The organism is Pseudomonas sp. H1_F01 (assembly GCF_054681425.1).
On sequence record NZ_CP162823.1, the window covers coordinates 1,632,915 to 1,647,176 of the forward strand.

The following is a 14,262-nucleotide window of genomic DNA, read 5'->3' on the forward strand; positions in this document are numbered from 1 at the left end:
GTCGCTTCCATCGCGGGCAAGCCTTGCTCCCACAGACAAGCGGGATGGTGCTGGTGGGAGCAAAGCTTGCTCGCGAAACAGGCGTCTCGATTTCTGCGAGACCGAGTCGCTTTCATCGCGGGCAAGCCTTGCTCCCACAGACAAGCGGGATGGTGCTGTTGGGAGCAAAGCTTGCTCGCGAAACAGGCGCTTCGATTTCTGCGAGACCGCGTCGCTTTCATCGCGGGCAAGCCTTGCTCCCACAGACAAGCGGGATGGTGCTTGTGGGAGCAAAGCTTGCTCGCGAAACGGGCATCTCGATTTCTGCGAGACCGCGTCGCTTTCATCGCGGGCAAGCCTTGCTCCCACATAAATCCCCTCGCCATGTTGGTGTTACTCACAACCGCGGCGCCGGCACTTGATCGAGCAGTTGCCCCAGCACCTGGTCTACCGACAGCCCTTCGATGTCCAGTTCCGGCGCCAGGCGTACGCGATGGCGCAGCACGGCCAGGGCGCAGCCCTTGATGTCATCCGGCACCACGAACTCGCCCCCGCGCAACAACGCCCGGGCCCGGGCGCAACGTACCAGCGCAATCGAGGCGCGCGGGCCGGCGCCGAGGGTCAAGCCCGGCCAACTGCGGGTAGTACGGGCCAGGCGCACGGCGTAGTCGAGTACCTGGTCGTCCATCGGCAGGTCACTGGCAATGCGTTGCAGCGCTTGCACGTCCTTGGCCTGCAACACTATGCGCAGCGGCTGCACGTCGAGCATGTCGGCGCGGGTCGAGCGGCTGACCTGGCGCACCATGTCCAGCTCCTGGTCGGCGTCCGGGTAGTCCATGCGCACCTTGAGCATGAAGCGGTCGAGCTCGGCTTCCGGCAGCGGGTAGGTGCCTTCCTGTTCGATGGGGTTCTGGGTGGCGAGGACCATGAACGGCTGGCTGATGGGCAGGGCACGGCCTTCGAGGGTGACCTGGCGTTCCTGCATGGCTTCGAGCAGCGCGGCCTGGGTCTTGGCCGGTGCGCGGTTGATCTCGTCGGCCAGCAGCAGGTTGGTGAACACCGGGCCCTTGCGCAGCTTGAACTGCTCGGTCTGCAAGTCGTACACCGCGTGCCCGGTGACGTCGCTGGGCATCAGGTCGGGGGTGAACTGGATACGCGCGAACTCGCCGTTGAAACAGCGAGCCAGGGCTCGCACCAGCAAAGTCTTGCCCAGCCCGGGAACACCCTCGAGCAGCACGTGCCCGCCGGCGATCAGTGCCGTGAGCACATCGTCGATCACCGCGCTCTGGCCGACCACCGCTTTACGCAGTTCCGTGCGGATGGCTTGGGCCAACTGACTGGCGCGCTGGCGCTGTTGGGCGGCGTGGGCCTGGCCGTCGACAGGTTCGTTCTGTTCAGTCATAAGGCATTCCTGAGGGTTTGCAAATGGGCGACCTGGCGGCAGAAGTCAGCGCGGGAGAGGCGCTGTTTCGGCCGGGGGCTCAAAGCCTGGCTGATGGCTCGCGTCGGTTGTCGGGTCAGGCGGGCGAGTACCTGCCATTGTTCGGCGACGGCCAGTTGTTCGAAGCCTGGGTGAAGATGACGGGCCCGGCGCAGCACGTCTTGTTGCAAGGCATGCAACAGGTACTCCTGGCCGTTGTGCCGCAGGTGGAAACCGGCGCTGGCCTGCACATGCTCTTCCAACTGACGCCGCGCCTTGGAGGCCGGTTGTTGCAGTGGGCCATGGCGCACCGCTGAACGCCAGAACCACAGGGCAATCAAGGCCAGCAGCGCCACCAGTGCCTGAGGGAAATAACGCAGCAGCAGGGTCAGCAAGTTGTCGTGGTCGCTGTTGAACAACAGCGTGACGTCCGTGTCGGCGCTCAAGTACCAGAGCAGCCAGGCATTGTCGTACTGCTCGATGGAGTCGTTCTTCCACAGCTCGGCGTCGGTGATCACGGTGATCGAGCCCAGACCGAGGTTCAACTGCATCATGTGGGTCGACAGCGCGCTGTTGGCCCAGGCCTGGGCCAGGTTATGCGGGTCTTCGAGGTGGAAGTCGGTGTCGAAGCCGATATACGCCGGCGCCTCTTCGTCTTCCAGGTAGAGCTTGGTCAGTTCCGGGTAACGGTCCTTGATCAATTCAGGGGCCGGCTCCTTGAGGTCCTTGCTCAAAAGTTGCCGCAGGCGTACGCGGTCGAGCAGCAGATCGCCGCTGCTGCCGGTGCTGTCGTCCCACAAGGCTTCGGCAACGAAGAGCAAGCGCCCGCCGGCCCGGGTCCAGTTCATCAGTTGTTCGACTTCCCGTGGCGTCATGTGGGTTCGCTCGCCCAGCAACAGCAGGCTGTGTTGGCGAGGTTCCAGGGTGGGCAGCACGTCCAGGCTGTTGGCGTGCTCGACGTTGATACCCCGCTGGCGCAGGAAAAGTTCGGCGGCCAGGTAAGGATTGGCCTGGGCTTCAGGGGAGGGGCCGTGCTCGACGACCTCTTCATAGGGCTCGGCCTTGGTGTAGAGGTAGAAGCCGAATGCGCACACCAGCGCGGCCAGCACGGCGCCGATCAGCCACCCTGCGTGCCGGCTCATCGAGACGCTCCCGGACCGAACAGCTCGCGCCAGCCGTCACACAGTTCCTGTTGCAGGTGTGGCGGCGGTGGACGATGCCCATAGGCAATGTTCTGCCAATGCAGGGTCAGGTTTTTGCTGAAGCTCAGCAGGTTGCCCTGCTTGAGCTGTTCGACACGTTCCAGCACCTGGCCTTCGGTGTCGGCCGGTTTCAAGGGGATCTTGAAGTCATGATGCAATCGGCTGAGCAACGCCCGGTACAGCAGGCCCAGGGCTTCACGGGGTTGCGTGGCCCACAGTTGTTCGACGCTGGCGGCCACGTCGGCGGGCAGGCTCTCTTCGCGAATATCCAGGCCAAACATGCGCGCAGGTACGGCGCGTTCCACCGGCAGGCGCTGCGTCGGTCGGCGATTGACCAGGGCCTTGAGTCTTTCACGGTAGCGCCAGGCCAGCCAGACGATCGCCGCCACCAGGCAGGCCCACAGCACCACCTGGATCAGTGCGGCGGCGATGTCGAAACGTTGGCTGCCGAGCCATTTGAACAGGGTCTTGAGCCAGTTCGATTTCGCCTCGGTCTCGGTCTCGGGGGACTCGGCCGTTTCTTCGCCGAAACGATAACGGATGACGGTCTCGGGGTTCTTGAACGGCGGGGCGTCGAGGATTGCCTTGATACCGTCCCGGGAGGCCTCGCTGGTGAGGGGCTGGTTGAGTAGCCGCGGGCTGTCGGGGGCGTCGCTGTCTTCGGCGGCAAACGTCGGGGGCGCCAGCGGCAGCAGCATGAACACCAGCAGCATCAGCACTGGGGCCACGCCGCTCAGGCGCTGGCGCAGGCGCCGGAATACCAGTTCGATGTCCCACGCCTCGAGGATCGTGCGCCGGTTCAGGTAGAGGCTGAAGCCGCAGGCGACATACACCGGCTCCCACAGGATCAGTAGCAGTGGATAGAGGAAGTTGACCAGGTGTTCGAACCACAACCAGTCGTGCTCGGCCGCTGACACCAGCGTTTCCCAATCCCATTGCAGTTCGACTTGTTGCGGCACGAACAGATAGAACAGGGCCGTCAGGCCGAACCACAAGGCGGTTTCCAGGTGCATGCCGATGATGGTCAACCATTGCGCCGCGCCGCGGTTGCGTTGTTGCAATATCCGCAAGCGCTGCGCTCGCGCCTCACCGGCGAGGCCCTCGAGTTGCACAACCGGCATCACGAAGCTGCGGCTCAGGCTCAGCCGGCGCCAGGTCAGGCTGGCCAGCAACTGCGGCTTGAGCAGCGCAGGCCACTGGCGCAACGCCTGCCGCAAGGTGGGGGTTTCGCCAAACAGTGCCTTGGACAGAATGTACAGCGGCAGCCGGTCGAAGGCCGGCTTCAACCACCAGAACAGCATCACCACCAGTGACGGTGAGTCCCACAGCAGCAGGGTCAGCAACAGGTATACCGGCAGCGTGATGATCGCCCAACTGGTCATCAGCAGGCGTCGATGCTGCTGGCTCATCAACACCCCAAGGTCCATGGCTTCCCAGGTGGTGCGTGGGCGGATGACGACGGTGGCGTCACTCAGGCGCATGGCGGACCCGTCCGGCAAACGACAGATAGCTGATCACCAACAACCACAACAAGGCGCCCACCATGTATTTGGTGGCCGGTGTCACGGCGCTGGAAGACCAGTAGGCCTCGATGAACGCGGCCATGAGCAAAAACAGCATCACACCGCCGATCATCAGCACGCTTTTGCCCGCCGCGAGCCGCAAGGCCTCGCCCCGGGTCAGGCGCCCCGGCGCGATCAACGCCCAGCCCAGTTGCAGGCCTGCGGCCCCGGCCAGGGCGATGGCGGTGAGTTCGAAGGCGCCGTGGCCGATCACGAACGACCAGAACGTCCCGCCAGAGCCGATCTGGGTCAGGTGCCCGGCCACCGCGCCAATGGTCAGGCCATTGAAAAACAGGAAAAACGCGCTCCCCAGGCCAAACATCAAGCCACTGGCAAAGGTCTGAAAGGCAATGCCGATGTTGTGCATGATGTAGTAACCGAACATGACCCAGTCCTCGCTGGCGGCCCGTTCGACCGAGCGCCCCAGGTGCCCGGACGCCGGGTCATACATGCTGCGGATCTGGCTGATTTCGTCGGCGCCGAGCACGCTGTAGACCAGCTCCGGGAACAGATAGACCAGCAGCCCGATGCCCACCAGGCTGCCCAGGAACATCAGGCTGGCGGCCAGCACGAATCGCCATTGTTCACGCACCAGTCGGGGAAAGCCGGCGAGGATAAACGCCGAGAGACTGGCCGAGGGTCGGCTGCGGTCCCGGTAGAGTTGCTGGTGACCGCGCAGCGCCAGTTGTTGCAGCGTATCGACCAGTAAGCTGCTGTAGCCTCGGGCCTGGGCCAGTGCCAGGTGATGGCAAAGCCGTCGGTAGGTAGCGGGGAAGTCGCTGCTCTGGGGCGCGCTGCGGCTGCGCTCCAGTTGGTCCAGTTGCCGGGTCAGGTGCTCCCATTCCCCTTGGTGACGGCTTTCGAACAGGCTTTGCTTCATGTTGGCCCCAGCAGGCCGCGGGCGACGCCATTGAGTTCGGCCGCGGCATTTGGTACCTGGACGTTCAGTGGCGCGGCCAGGATGGCAGCCAGTTCGTTGACCCGCGCTTGGGAAAGTTCTGCCTGGCGTTCGGCGAAGCCCAGCACGGCGCGTTGCTCATGCAGGCTGAGGGTGAAAGGTGTTCGTATCGGCGCTGCCATTGGCAAGGCGGGGCGTTTGACCGGTTGTTCGCGATACACCACCAGCGTGCCGGCCGCGAGGTCGCCCAGGCGCTTGAACGCCGGATGTTGCAGGCAACTGATGGCCCCGAAGGTGTAGCCGAAGGGCAGCATGTCGACGAAACGCAGCAGGTTGCGGATCAACGACGCCGACCAGCCGATGGGCCGGCCATCGTCCTGCACCACGCGCAGCCCCATGATCTGCTTGCCGGGAGAGCGCCCCTGGTTGAGCACCTCGAACAGCACCATGTACCACCAACTGACGACAAACAGCAGGATGGAGCCCAGGCCGATCCCCAGTTCGCCGAAAAACGCCAGGACCAGGAAGAAAAGCCCCAGGACCAGCCCGCGTATGCCCAGGTCGATGGCGAAGGCGATGGCTCGCGACATCAATCCCGCCGGGCGCAGCGGCAGGTCGATGCCTTCGGGCGTTTCAACCTGATAGCGCGTGTCCAGGGGCGCGGGCAGCGTCGCGTTCCTTTGCAGTGCTGGTGTCTCGAGCATGGGCAACCTGTGATGGGCCAGACCGAATGTTCAATCTCGGCCCAGATGCTAGCAGTCTTCGTGCGGGCAAACGATAGAACTGTGCAGGTCATTTCATGGTTTGCAACAAGATTCGTGGGTACCGCAGATCAACTGTGGGAGCGAGCTTGCTCGCGATGACATCAGTCTATTCAACATTGATGCAAGCTGAACCACCGCTATCGCGAGCGAGCTCGCTCCCACATGGGGTGGGTGGTGGAGCGGCGCATTAGTCTTCAAAAGTTACAGGACTGCTGGTCGCAGGCGGGTTCGAGCGCCTAGACTTCGCCAGTCTTCAGTTCAGGAACAGCCCGTGACTTCCATTTTCTGGTACGACTACGAAACCACCGGCATCAACCCGCGTTGCGACCGACCCTTGCAGGTGGCGGGTATCCGTACCGATTTCGAGCTCAATGAAATCGACGAACCGGTGAACCTGTATTGCCGGCCCAGCGATGACATCCTGCCTCATCCGGCGGCCTGTGCGATTACCGGTATCACCCCGACATGCCTGGCCGAAAAAGGCTTGAGCGAAGCCGATTTCATGACCCGTGTCCACGGGCAACTGGCCGCGCCCGGTACCTGTGGCGCCGGCTACAACACCCTGCGCTTCGACGATGAAATGACCCGCTACAGCCTCTATCGAAATTTCTTCGACCCGTACGCGCGGGAATGGCAGGGCGGCAATAGTCGCTGGGATTTGATCGACCTTGTGCGCGCGGCCTATGCGTTGCGCCCGCAAGGCATTGTCTGGCCGCAAGAGGACGGTCGCGTGACCCTCAAGCTCGAGCGCCTGACCGCCGCCAATGGCATCGACCATGGCCAGGCCCACGATGCGTTGTCGGACGTGCGCGCGACCATTGCCCTGGCTCGGCTGATCCGTCAGCAGCAACCCCGGCTCTACGACTGGCTGTTCCAGTTGCGCAGCAAACAGAAGGTAATGGACCAGATCCGCCTGTTGCAGCCCATGGTGCATATTTCCGGTCGCTTCTCGGCGGCGCGCAACTACATCGGCGTGGTCTTGCCGCTGGCCTGGCACCCGAAGAACCGCAACGCCCTGATCGTCTGCGACCTGCACCTGGACCCCCAGGGCCTGCTGGACCACGATGCCGAAAGCCTGCGCCAGCGTTTGTATACCCGCCGTGAAGAACTGCTCGAAGGTGAGTTGCCGGTGCCGCTCAAGCTTATCCATATCAACAAATGCCCGGTGATCGCGCCGTTGTCGGTGCTGCGTGCCGAGGACCAGCAGCGACTGGAACTGGACATGGAGGGCTATCAGCAACGGGCATTGCGGCTAACTGACGCACAGAAAGTTTGGCAGGATAAACTTCAGGCTATTTATGGTCGGGAGGATTTCACCGCCAGCGAGGATCCCGAGCAACAGTTATACGCGGGCTTCCTGGGGGATCGCGATCGACGTTTATGTGAACAAGTCCGTATGGCGGATCCGCTGCAATTGACCCAAGAACGCTGGCCTTTTGATGATGAGCGTTTGCCGGAACTATTGTTCCGATATCGCGCGCGCAACTTTCCAGACACGTTGAATCCCGAAGAGCACGGGCGTTGGAGACTTTTCTGTCAACAACGGCTGTCATCCCCGGAATGGGGAGCGCCTAATACCTTGGAAAGTTTTGATGCGGCGATGAGGGAGTGGATGGCCCTGTCTACACCAGTACAGCAAGAAGTACTCAGGGAGTGGCAGGGTTACAGTCAGCAATTGCGCAAACGTTTAAGCCTTGAGCCGTGATGAAGTGAAAAGATGACAGGCAAAAAAAACGCCAGCAATCGCTGGCGTTTTTTGTTCGCTAAGAACGGTGCGAACCGGTGAGGCTTAACCCAGCAGGGTTGCCCAGCCTTCAACCACGTCACCGCCCCACTTGGCTTTCCACTCTTTCAGAGTCTTGTGGTTGCCACCTTTGGTTTCGATGACTTCGCCGTTGTGCGGGTTCTTGTATTGCTTAACTTTGCGAGCGCGTTTGGTGCCGGTAGTTTTGACGGCGCCACGTGGGGCTTTGCTCGACTTGGCTTCTGGATCCAGCAGGGCAATGATGTCGCGCAGCGACTTGGAGTATTCGCCCATCAGCGTGCGCAGTTTGCCTTCGAATTCAAGCTCGGTTTGCAGTTTGTCGTCTTGGGACAGGTTTTTCAGGCGAGCTTGCAGTTCTTTGATGGCTTCTTCTGTGGCACGGTATTCATTGATCAAGGACATGTGGACTACCTTATGTAGGACGCGGGTGACAAGGAGACAGTGTGGCAATAGTAATCAGACAGTTTCATCAAGTAAACATTTAACCGGTGTTTTATTTAATTAATTAGTGCTGTGCCACAAAAACGCCTGTTGCAGTTAAATACTGCGGCAGAGTCTTCACATCTGTTCACACATATAATCCGCCTTCCCGACCCTCGCAGGCTGTGACCTGGGCTGTCGCCCATGATTCGGCGCGTCATCGATACTGCAGTTTTGCCGCGCAATGGCTAGAATGGCCGCCTTTGCGAAGTTCTGGAGTTTCCCTAATGCGCACTTTTCGTCTGGTGATTGCTTGTCCGGACCGCGTCGGCATCGTTGCTAAAGTCAGTAACTTTCTGGCGTCCCATAACGGCTGGATCACCGAAGCGAGCCATCACTCGGACAATCAAAGCGGTTGGTTTTTCATGCGTCACGAGATTCGTGCCGACTCGCTGCCCTTTGGTATCGAAGCCTTTCGTGAAGCATTCGCTCCCATTGCCGAAGAGTTCTCGATGGACTGGCGTATCACCGACACCGCGCAGAAAAAACGCGTGGTGCTGATGGCCAGCCGCGAGTCTCATTGCCTGGCTGACCTGCTGCACCGCTGGCACAGCGATGAGCTCGATTGCGACATCGCCTGTGTGATTTCCAACCATGACGACTTGCGCAGCATGGTGGAATGGCACGGCATCCCTTACTACCATGTGCCGGTCAACCCGCAGGACAAGCAGCCGGCGTTCGCCGAAGTCTCGCGGCTGGTCAAGCAGCATGATGCCGAGGTGGTGGTGCTGGCCCGCTACATGCAGATCCTGCCGCCGGCGTTGTGCCGCGAATACGCCCATAAGGTCATCAACATCCACCACAGCTTCCTGCCATCGTTCGTCGGTGCCAAGCCGTACCACCAGGCGTCGATGCGCGGTGTGAAGCTGATTGGCGCCACCTGTCACTACGTGACCGAAGAGCTGGATGCCGGCCCGATCATCGAGCAGGACGTGGTGCGCGTCAGCCACAGCGACAGCATCGAAGACATGGTGCGTTTCGGCCGTGACGTAGAGAAGATGGTGTTGGCCCGGGGCCTGCGTTATCACCTGGAAGACCGGGTGCTGGTGCACGGCAACAAGACCGTGGTGTTCTGACTACACTGCAAAGGGCCTGGAGGAGCGATCGCCAGGCCCTTTTTTCATGAGGTTCGCCATGACCGATCCATTGGACAAAGCCACCTCCAAGGCGCCGGCGACCCTGGGCGAGGGCTGCCTCAGCCGCTATGACCCAGATGCGTTGGGCCCGGAGGACGGCACTGAGTTTCCCGATGCCGCGCAATTGTGGGAGCAACTGCATCCCCAGGACGAGCCCGAACAGAAGCCGTGATGCGTCAGGCCTGTCTGAGCCTGACCAGTTTCTTGAGCAACGGTCGCCCGACCATCAGGAAGAACACCGGCCCGCCGGCCACCAGATAAAAGTAATAGGTCACCGCCCGCCAGATCAGAATCGCCGCCGCTGCGGTGGATTTGCCCACCATGGGGGCCAGCAGCGCCGCCGAAGTCAATTCGGCCGCCCCGGCACCGCCCGGCAGCAGGCTGAACTGTCCCGCACTCAAGGACAGCATCTGGATCAGGAAACTCCAGGCCCACTGCAGATCCGCTCCCAGCCCCTTCAACGCCAGGTACAACACGCTGTAGCGCAGCGCCCAATGCAGGCAGGTCAGGCCGAAGACCTGGAACAGTGTCTGTTTTGGCAGTTTCAAGGTGTCGGTGAACGCCGCCAGGAAGCTCAGGATCTTGCGCGCCCAGCGTCGACGGGTAACGGCTTTTACGCGCAGGTGGCGAAGCAGTCGAGCGCCCAGCAGAATCAATCTGCGGTGATAGCGGGCCACCAACACGCAGCCAAACAGCCCGCCAAACAATGAAATCGCACTTAACGCCAACATCCATTCCATGCGCTGGCTGAGGTTCTGGAACAGCGCGTAAAACAGAATGCCGACCAAGGCGCAGAGGAAGAACAGCAAGTCGCTCAATTGATCCATGGCAAACACCGCGCTGCCATGGGCCGGGCGCACGCCGTTGCGCGCCAGCAGGGCCATCAGCGTCAGTGGGCCGCCACTGCCACCGGGCGTCGCGCACATGGCGAACTCGGTGGACATCACCACGCCGATGCTTTTCAGCCCGCCGATGCGCCCACGGTGTTCCCCCAGCAGCAGGCGCAAGCGCACGGAGTTCAAGCCCCAGCACAGCACGATCATGCCGAGCATGGCCAGCAGTAGCGACAACGGAAAGCGCTGCACCCGTGACCACATTTCCCCGCCGCCGACCAGCAGCGGCACCAGTAGCGCCGTGAGCAGGGCGGCGCCCAGCCAGATCAGCCGTTTCATGCGGCGCTGCTGACCCGCAGCCCCTGGGTCGCCAGCCAGCCGACTTTGGTCATGGGGACACGACCGTCGTTGAGCAGGCGTTCGAGGGTGCGCAGCCAATAGTTCCGGGAAAAGGTATGGCGCATGTCCACTGGGTGCAGGCCCAGGCGAATCACCGGGGCCTGGTGCCAGCGCTGTTCGCGTTGGTCGCTGATGACTTTCGACAGGCCACGGCGCCAGGCGCTGCGGGCACTCCAGACCAGCCCCGGCGCGTCGATGGCAGTGAAGTCGGGCAGGCGATAAAGGTGTTGGGTGTCACTGGTGTAGCTTAGCGGCAACTGGCGCAAGGCCTGGCGCGTGCCTTCGCTCATCAACCAGGCGGGGGCGACGAAACCCTCCAGCGGCCAGTGGTAGCGTTCAAAGGTGTCGATCCCGGCGCGCAGGCGGGCGAGGGCGGCGGCCTCGGACAGGTTGTAGAACTCACCTTCGTGGGTATAGACCCGGCGCATGAACCAGTCCTTGGGGTGACGGGCAACAGGACCGTCGTCGCAATGGTAGTAGCCATGCAACACCAGTTCGTCGCCGCGCTCGACCCGGCTGTCGAGCAGGCGCCGAAAGCCAGGATGAGCCTCCAAGGCATTGTGGCGATGAAAGTCCGGCACCACCAACCAGGTCATCGGTACCTGGCCGAGGGCATCAACGGCTTCGACGAAGGGCTGGTAGTCGGGCCAGGTTTGCGGTGCCACGTCGTGTAGCACCAGGAGGACGCTAGTGTCCTGTATCACAAATACTGTTCCTTTTTGACGGTGTCTGTTGTCGTCATGCTGCGTTGCCGCTCCTCGCCATAGCGGGCTATGACTCGTCGCGGCGCCTTGCCTGACGACAACAGCCACTCGCCAAGAAAGAAACGTATTTGCGAAACAGGACACTGGACGATTGATTCATCGACACGGACCTCGCCTCAACCATTGGCCAGCAGTGGCATCTGCTCGCCGAGCACGGCGTAGTAGTGCCCCAGCAAGCTGTTGACCACGGTATCCCAGGCGTAATGACGCTCCACGTGCCGGCGTGCCAATACCCCCCGGCGCTGACAGCCTTCGGAAAACAGTTGGCGCACGGCGTTGGCCATGGCCTGTGGGTTGTTGGGCATGCACAGCAGGCCGCAGTCTTCGTCGACGATTTCGGTGAAGGCCCCGGCCGCCACCGCCACCACGGGAATGCCACTGGCCATGGCTTCGAGGATCACCAGGCCGAAGGTTTCCTGGTCACCGGCGTGCAGCAGGGCATCGGCGCTGGCCATGAGCCGGGCGACTTGCGGCGCCGGGCAGAATTCATCGATCACCGTGACGTTGTCCGGCACCAAGGCGGGCATCGACGAGCCCACCAACAGCAGGTGGTAGCGCTCGCCCAGGCGTTTCATGCACTTGAGCAGCACCGGCAGGTTTTTTTCCTTGGAGCCGCGACCAGCGAAAATCAGCAGGCGCGCGTCTTCGGCGATGCCCAGCTCTGCGCGCAACTCCGGGTCACGGGCGGCCGGGTTGAAGGTTTGCAGGTCGACGCCCAACGGTTGCACGTAGACGTTCTTGACCCCCAACCCGGTCAGTTTGTCGGCCATGACCTGGCTCGGCGCCAGGACCCGGTCGAAATTGCCGTACAACTTGCTGACATAAGCTTCGATGTTGGGGGTGAACCAGTTGCCCATGCGGTTGCTGACCAGCAGTGGCAGGTCGGAGTGATAGAAACCGATGACGGGCACGTCGAGCTGGCGACGGGCATCCAGCGCGGCCCAGGCCGTGAGGTAGGGATCGCCGACTTCAATCAGATCGGGCTGTAGATCGCGCAGGACATTGCGCCAGGGGGCCAGGCGAAGGGGGAAGCGATAGCCCTTGCCGAACGGCAGTGCAGGGGCCGGAACCTTGTAGATCCCATCGTGCTCGCTCAAATGCGCGCCGGGGATCAACAGACTGTGGCGAATACCGGGCCGATCGCCCAGGCGCCGGTGCTTGGCATCCAGATAAGTGCGCACGCCTCCGCTGGCGGGGGCGTAGAACATGGTTATGTCCGCTATATGCACGATGAACGTCCCTCCGGTCAGTGTTCTCCTGTGTTGACCTTTAGTAAGAATAGATGTTCGGTTGAGGTTGTGGGGTTGGGGTGTCAGTGGAGTATTGCCGGGTTTGAGAGGGCCTCATCGCGAGCAAGCTCGCTCCCACAGGAGAGGCACAGATCCCATGTGGGAGCGAGCTTGCTCGCGATAGGGCCAGTCCGGGTTCGCAGGCTATTATTCCTGACGCCAGGAGCTTAATGCGCCAGGCATGCTTTTATATAAGCGTGCAAAATGGCGTCACATCGCAAACACCACGGGTGACCACATGCCTGACTCATCGCAACTCGTTATCGGGGCCGACCTTAGCGGCCAGCCCATCGCCCAGGCCATGCGCCTGGCGAACCGTCATGGTCTGGTGGCGGGTGCCACCGGTACCGGCAAGACCGTCACCTTGCAGCGCCTGGCCGAAATGTTCAGCGACGCCGGCGTGGCGGTGTTCGCGGCGGACATCAAGGGTGACCTGTGCGGCCTCGGCGCGGCGGGCAACCCCCAGGGCAAGATCGCCGAGCGCATCGCCGGCATGCCTTGGCTCAATCACAAGCCCCAGGCTTATCCGGTGACCTTGTGGGATATCCACGGCCAGTCCGGTCATCCGCTGCGCACCACCTTGAGTGAAATGGGCCCGTTGTTGATCGGCAGTCTGCTGGAACTGACGGACAGCCAGCAGTCGGCGCTCTACGCCGCGTTCAAGGTGGCCGACCGCGAAGGGCTGTTGCTACTGGACCTCAAGGACCTGAAGGCGCTGCTCAACCATCTCAAGGACAACCCCGAGTTGCTGGGGGACGACGCGGCCCTGATGACCACCGGCTCCAGCCAGGCGTTGTTGCGACGTTTGTCCACCCTGGAACAGCAGGGCGCGGACGCGTTGTTCGGCGAGCCGGCGTTGCAGCTCGAAGACATCCTGCAACCGGCCAGTGATGGCCGTGGTCGCATTCACTTGCTCGACGCCAGCCGTCTGGTCCATGAGGCGCCGAAGGTCTACGCGACGTTCCTGTTGTGGCTGCTGGCCGAGCTGTTCGAGCAGTTACCCGAGCGCGGCGATGCGGACAAACCGCTGTTGGCGCTGTTCTTCGACGAGGCGCATTTGCTTTTTGCCGGCACTCCCAAGGCCTTGCAGGAACGCCTGGAGCAAGTGGTGCGGCTGATCCGTTCCAAGGGTGTGGGGGTGTATTTCGTGACCCAGTCGCCGGGCGACTTGCCGGACGACGTGCTGGCGCAGTTGGGCTTGCGCATCCAGCACGGGTTGCGGGCCTTCACTGCCAAGGAGCAGAAATCCCTGCGGGCGGTGGCCGACGGCTTCCGGCCCAACCCGCAGTTCGATGCCCTGGCGGTGCTGACCGAACTGGGCATCGGTGAAGCCCTGGTGGGCACCTTGCAGGAAAAAGGTACGCCGGAAGTGGTCCAGCGGGTGTTGGTGGCGCCACCGCAATCGCGCATCGGGCCGCTGAGCGAAGCCGAGCGCGCCGGGTTGATCGCCAGTTCGCCGTTGCAAGGGCGCTATGACAAACCCATAGATCGCGAATCGGCCTATGAAGTGCTGATGGGCCGCAAAGGGCTGGAACCGCAGGCCGAAGAGGCGCCGGGCAAGCCGACGGCGGAAGAACCGAGCTTCACCGAAAAGGCCGGCGAGTTTCTCGGCACCGCGGCCGGCCAGGCATTGAAATCGGCCATGCGCCAGGCGGCCAATCAGTTGGGCCGGCAATTGGTGCGTGGGTTGATGGGGTCGTTGCTCGGTGGCAGCAAGCGCCGGTAGTTAGGACCGAGTCGCCGCCTTCGCGAGCAGGCTCGCTCCCACAAG

Annotated in this window: 13 protein-coding genes; 4 read left to right on the forward strand and 9 right to left on the reverse strand. The window is 62.2% G+C overall.

Going from position 1 to position 14,262, the window contains the following annotated elements; genetic code table 11:
* Window positions 1-376: 376 nt before the first annotated feature.
* Genes AB4O09_RS07440 through AB4O09_RS07460 form a run of 5 tightly spaced genes read right to left on the reverse strand, consistent with a single transcriptional unit; the run spans window position 377 to window position 5,765 of the window.
* Window positions 377-1,381 carry an AAA family ATPase gene (locus AB4O09_RS07440; protein ID WP_003205102.1) on the reverse strand — a complete coding sequence of 335 codons (1,005 nt, stop codon included), beginning with the start codon at window positions 1,379-1,381 and terminating at the stop codon, window positions 377-379.
* Window positions 1,378-2,541 (reverse strand): DUF4350 domain-containing protein, encoded by a 1,164-nt coding sequence (locus AB4O09_RS07445; RefSeq protein ID WP_053163193.1) that lies wholly within the window; start codon window positions 2,539-2,541, stop codon window positions 1,378-1,380. The genes AB4O09_RS07440 and AB4O09_RS07445 overlap by 4 nt, the downstream gene beginning before the upstream one ends.
* Window positions 2,538-4,082 (reverse strand): DUF4129 domain-containing protein, encoded by a 1,545-nt coding sequence (locus AB4O09_RS07450; RefSeq protein ID WP_003205098.1) that lies wholly within the window; start codon window positions 4,080-4,082, stop codon window positions 2,538-2,540. The genes AB4O09_RS07445 and AB4O09_RS07450 overlap by 4 nt, the downstream gene beginning before the upstream one ends.
* Window positions 4,069-5,043, reverse strand: a complete 975-nt coding sequence (locus tag AB4O09_RS07455) for a stage II sporulation protein M (protein ID WP_053163190.1) — start codon at window positions 5,041-5,043, stop codon at window positions 4,069-4,071. Before AB4O09_RS07455 ends, AB4O09_RS07450 begins: the two co-directional genes overlap by 14 nt.
* Complete coding sequence (locus AB4O09_RS07460; RefSeq protein WP_003205095.1) at window positions 5,040-5,765, reverse strand: RDD family protein; 726 nt, start codon at window positions 5,763-5,765, stop codon at window positions 5,040-5,042. The genes AB4O09_RS07455 and AB4O09_RS07460 overlap by 4 nt, the downstream gene beginning before the upstream one ends.
* Before the next feature lie 331 nt (window positions 5,766-6,096).
* Between AB4O09_RS07460 and sbcB the strand changes: the two genes are divergently transcribed.
* Window positions 6,097-7,530 carry an exodeoxyribonuclease I gene (gene sbcB / locus AB4O09_RS07465; protein ID WP_013694117.1) on the forward strand — a complete coding sequence of 478 codons (1,434 nt, stop codon included), beginning with the start codon at window positions 6,097-6,099 and terminating at the stop codon, window positions 7,528-7,530.
* An 84-nt stretch (window positions 7,531-7,614) separates the two neighbouring features.
* Here sbcB and mvaT read toward each other — a convergent pair whose 3' ends face one another.
* Window positions 7,615-7,992: a histone-like nucleoid-structuring protein MvaT gene (gene mvaT / locus AB4O09_RS07470; protein WP_003205091.1), complete on the reverse strand. Its 378-nt coding sequence runs from the start codon at window positions 7,990-7,992 to the stop codon at window positions 7,615-7,617.
* Between the two features lie 305 nt (window positions 7,993-8,297).
* Here mvaT and purU point away from each other — a divergent pair, with 305 nt between their 5' ends.
* Window positions 8,298-9,146 (forward strand): formyltetrahydrofolate deformylase, encoded by an 849-nt coding sequence (purU, locus tag AB4O09_RS07475; protein ID WP_003205089.1) that lies wholly within the window; start codon window positions 8,298-8,300, stop codon window positions 9,144-9,146.
* A gap of 58 nt (window positions 9,147-9,204) precedes the next feature.
* Window positions 9,205-9,378: a hypothetical protein gene (locus AB4O09_RS07480; protein ID WP_003205087.1), complete on the forward strand. Its 174-nt coding sequence runs from the start codon at window positions 9,205-9,207 to the stop codon at window positions 9,376-9,378.
* Window positions 9,379-9,382: 4 nt separating this feature from the next.
* On the opposite strand, the gene AB4O09_RS07485 is transcribed toward AB4O09_RS07480, so the two are convergent.
* From AB4O09_RS07485 to AB4O09_RS07495, 3 genes are all read right to left on the reverse strand, one after another.
* The gene (locus AB4O09_RS07485) at window positions 9,383-10,378 is read right to left on the reverse strand and encodes a lysylphosphatidylglycerol synthase transmembrane domain-containing protein (RefSeq protein ID WP_003205085.1); all 996 of its coding nucleotides are present in this window, start codon (window positions 10,376-10,378) and stop codon (window positions 9,383-9,385) included.
* Window positions 10,375-11,139 (reverse strand): DUF2334 domain-containing protein, encoded by a 765-nt coding sequence (locus AB4O09_RS07490; RefSeq protein WP_460108410.1) that lies wholly within the window; start codon window positions 11,137-11,139, stop codon window positions 10,375-10,377. The genes AB4O09_RS07485 and AB4O09_RS07490 overlap by 4 nt, the downstream gene beginning before the upstream one ends.
* Before the next feature lie 179 nt (window positions 11,140-11,318).
* Entirely contained in the window at window positions 11,319-12,410 is a 1,092-nt protein-coding gene (locus AB4O09_RS07495) for a glycosyltransferase family 4 protein (RefSeq protein ID WP_003205082.1), read from the reverse strand.
* Between the two features lie 319 nt (window positions 12,411-12,729).
* Between AB4O09_RS07495 and AB4O09_RS07500 the strand changes: the two genes are divergently transcribed.
* A complete protein-coding gene (locus AB4O09_RS07500) occupies window positions 12,730-14,217 on the forward strand; it encodes a helicase HerA-like domain-containing protein (protein WP_003205079.1) in 1,488 nt (495 codons plus the stop codon).
* The last annotated feature ends 45 nt before the right edge of the window (window positions 14,218-14,262 follow it).

Coding starts and splice junctions, on each gene's coding strand:
- AB4O09_RS07440 (WP_003205102.1), bottom strand. CDS start 1,381: ATGACTGAACAGAACGAACCTGTCGACGGCCAGGCCCACGCCGCCCAA.
- AB4O09_RS07445 (WP_053163193.1), bottom strand. CDS start 2,541: ATGAGCCGGCACGCAGGGTGGCTGATCGGCGCCGTGCTGGCCGCGCTG.
- AB4O09_RS07450 (WP_003205098.1), bottom strand. CDS start 4,082: ATGCGCCTGAGTGACGCCACCGTCGTCATCCGCCCACGCACCACCTGG.
- AB4O09_RS07455 (WP_053163190.1), bottom strand. CDS start 5,043: ATGAAGCAAAGCCTGTTCGAAAGCCGTCACCAAGGGGAATGGGAGCAC.
- AB4O09_RS07460 (WP_003205095.1), bottom strand. CDS start 5,765: ATGCTCGAGACACCAGCACTGCAAAGGAACGCGACGCTGCCCGCGCCC.
- mvaT (WP_003205091.1), bottom strand. CDS start 7,992: ATGTCCTTGATCAATGAATACCGTGCCACAGAAGAAGCCATCAAAGAA.
- purU (WP_003205089.1), top strand. CDS start 8,298: ATGCGCACTTTTCGTCTGGTGATTGCTTGTCCGGACCGCGTCGGCATC.
- AB4O09_RS07480 (WP_003205087.1), top strand. CDS start 9,205: ATGACCGATCCATTGGACAAAGCCACCTCCAAGGCGCCGGCGACCCTG.
- AB4O09_RS07485 (WP_003205085.1), bottom strand. CDS start 10,378: ATGAAACGGCTGATCTGGCTGGGCGCCGCCCTGCTCACGGCGCTACTG.
- AB4O09_RS07495 (WP_003205082.1), bottom strand. CDS start 12,410: ATGTTCTACGCCCCCGCCAGCGGAGGCGTGCGCACTTATCTGGATGCC.
- AB4O09_RS07500 (WP_003205079.1), top strand. CDS start 12,730: ATGCCTGACTCATCGCAACTCGTTATCGGGGCCGACCTTAGCGGCCAG.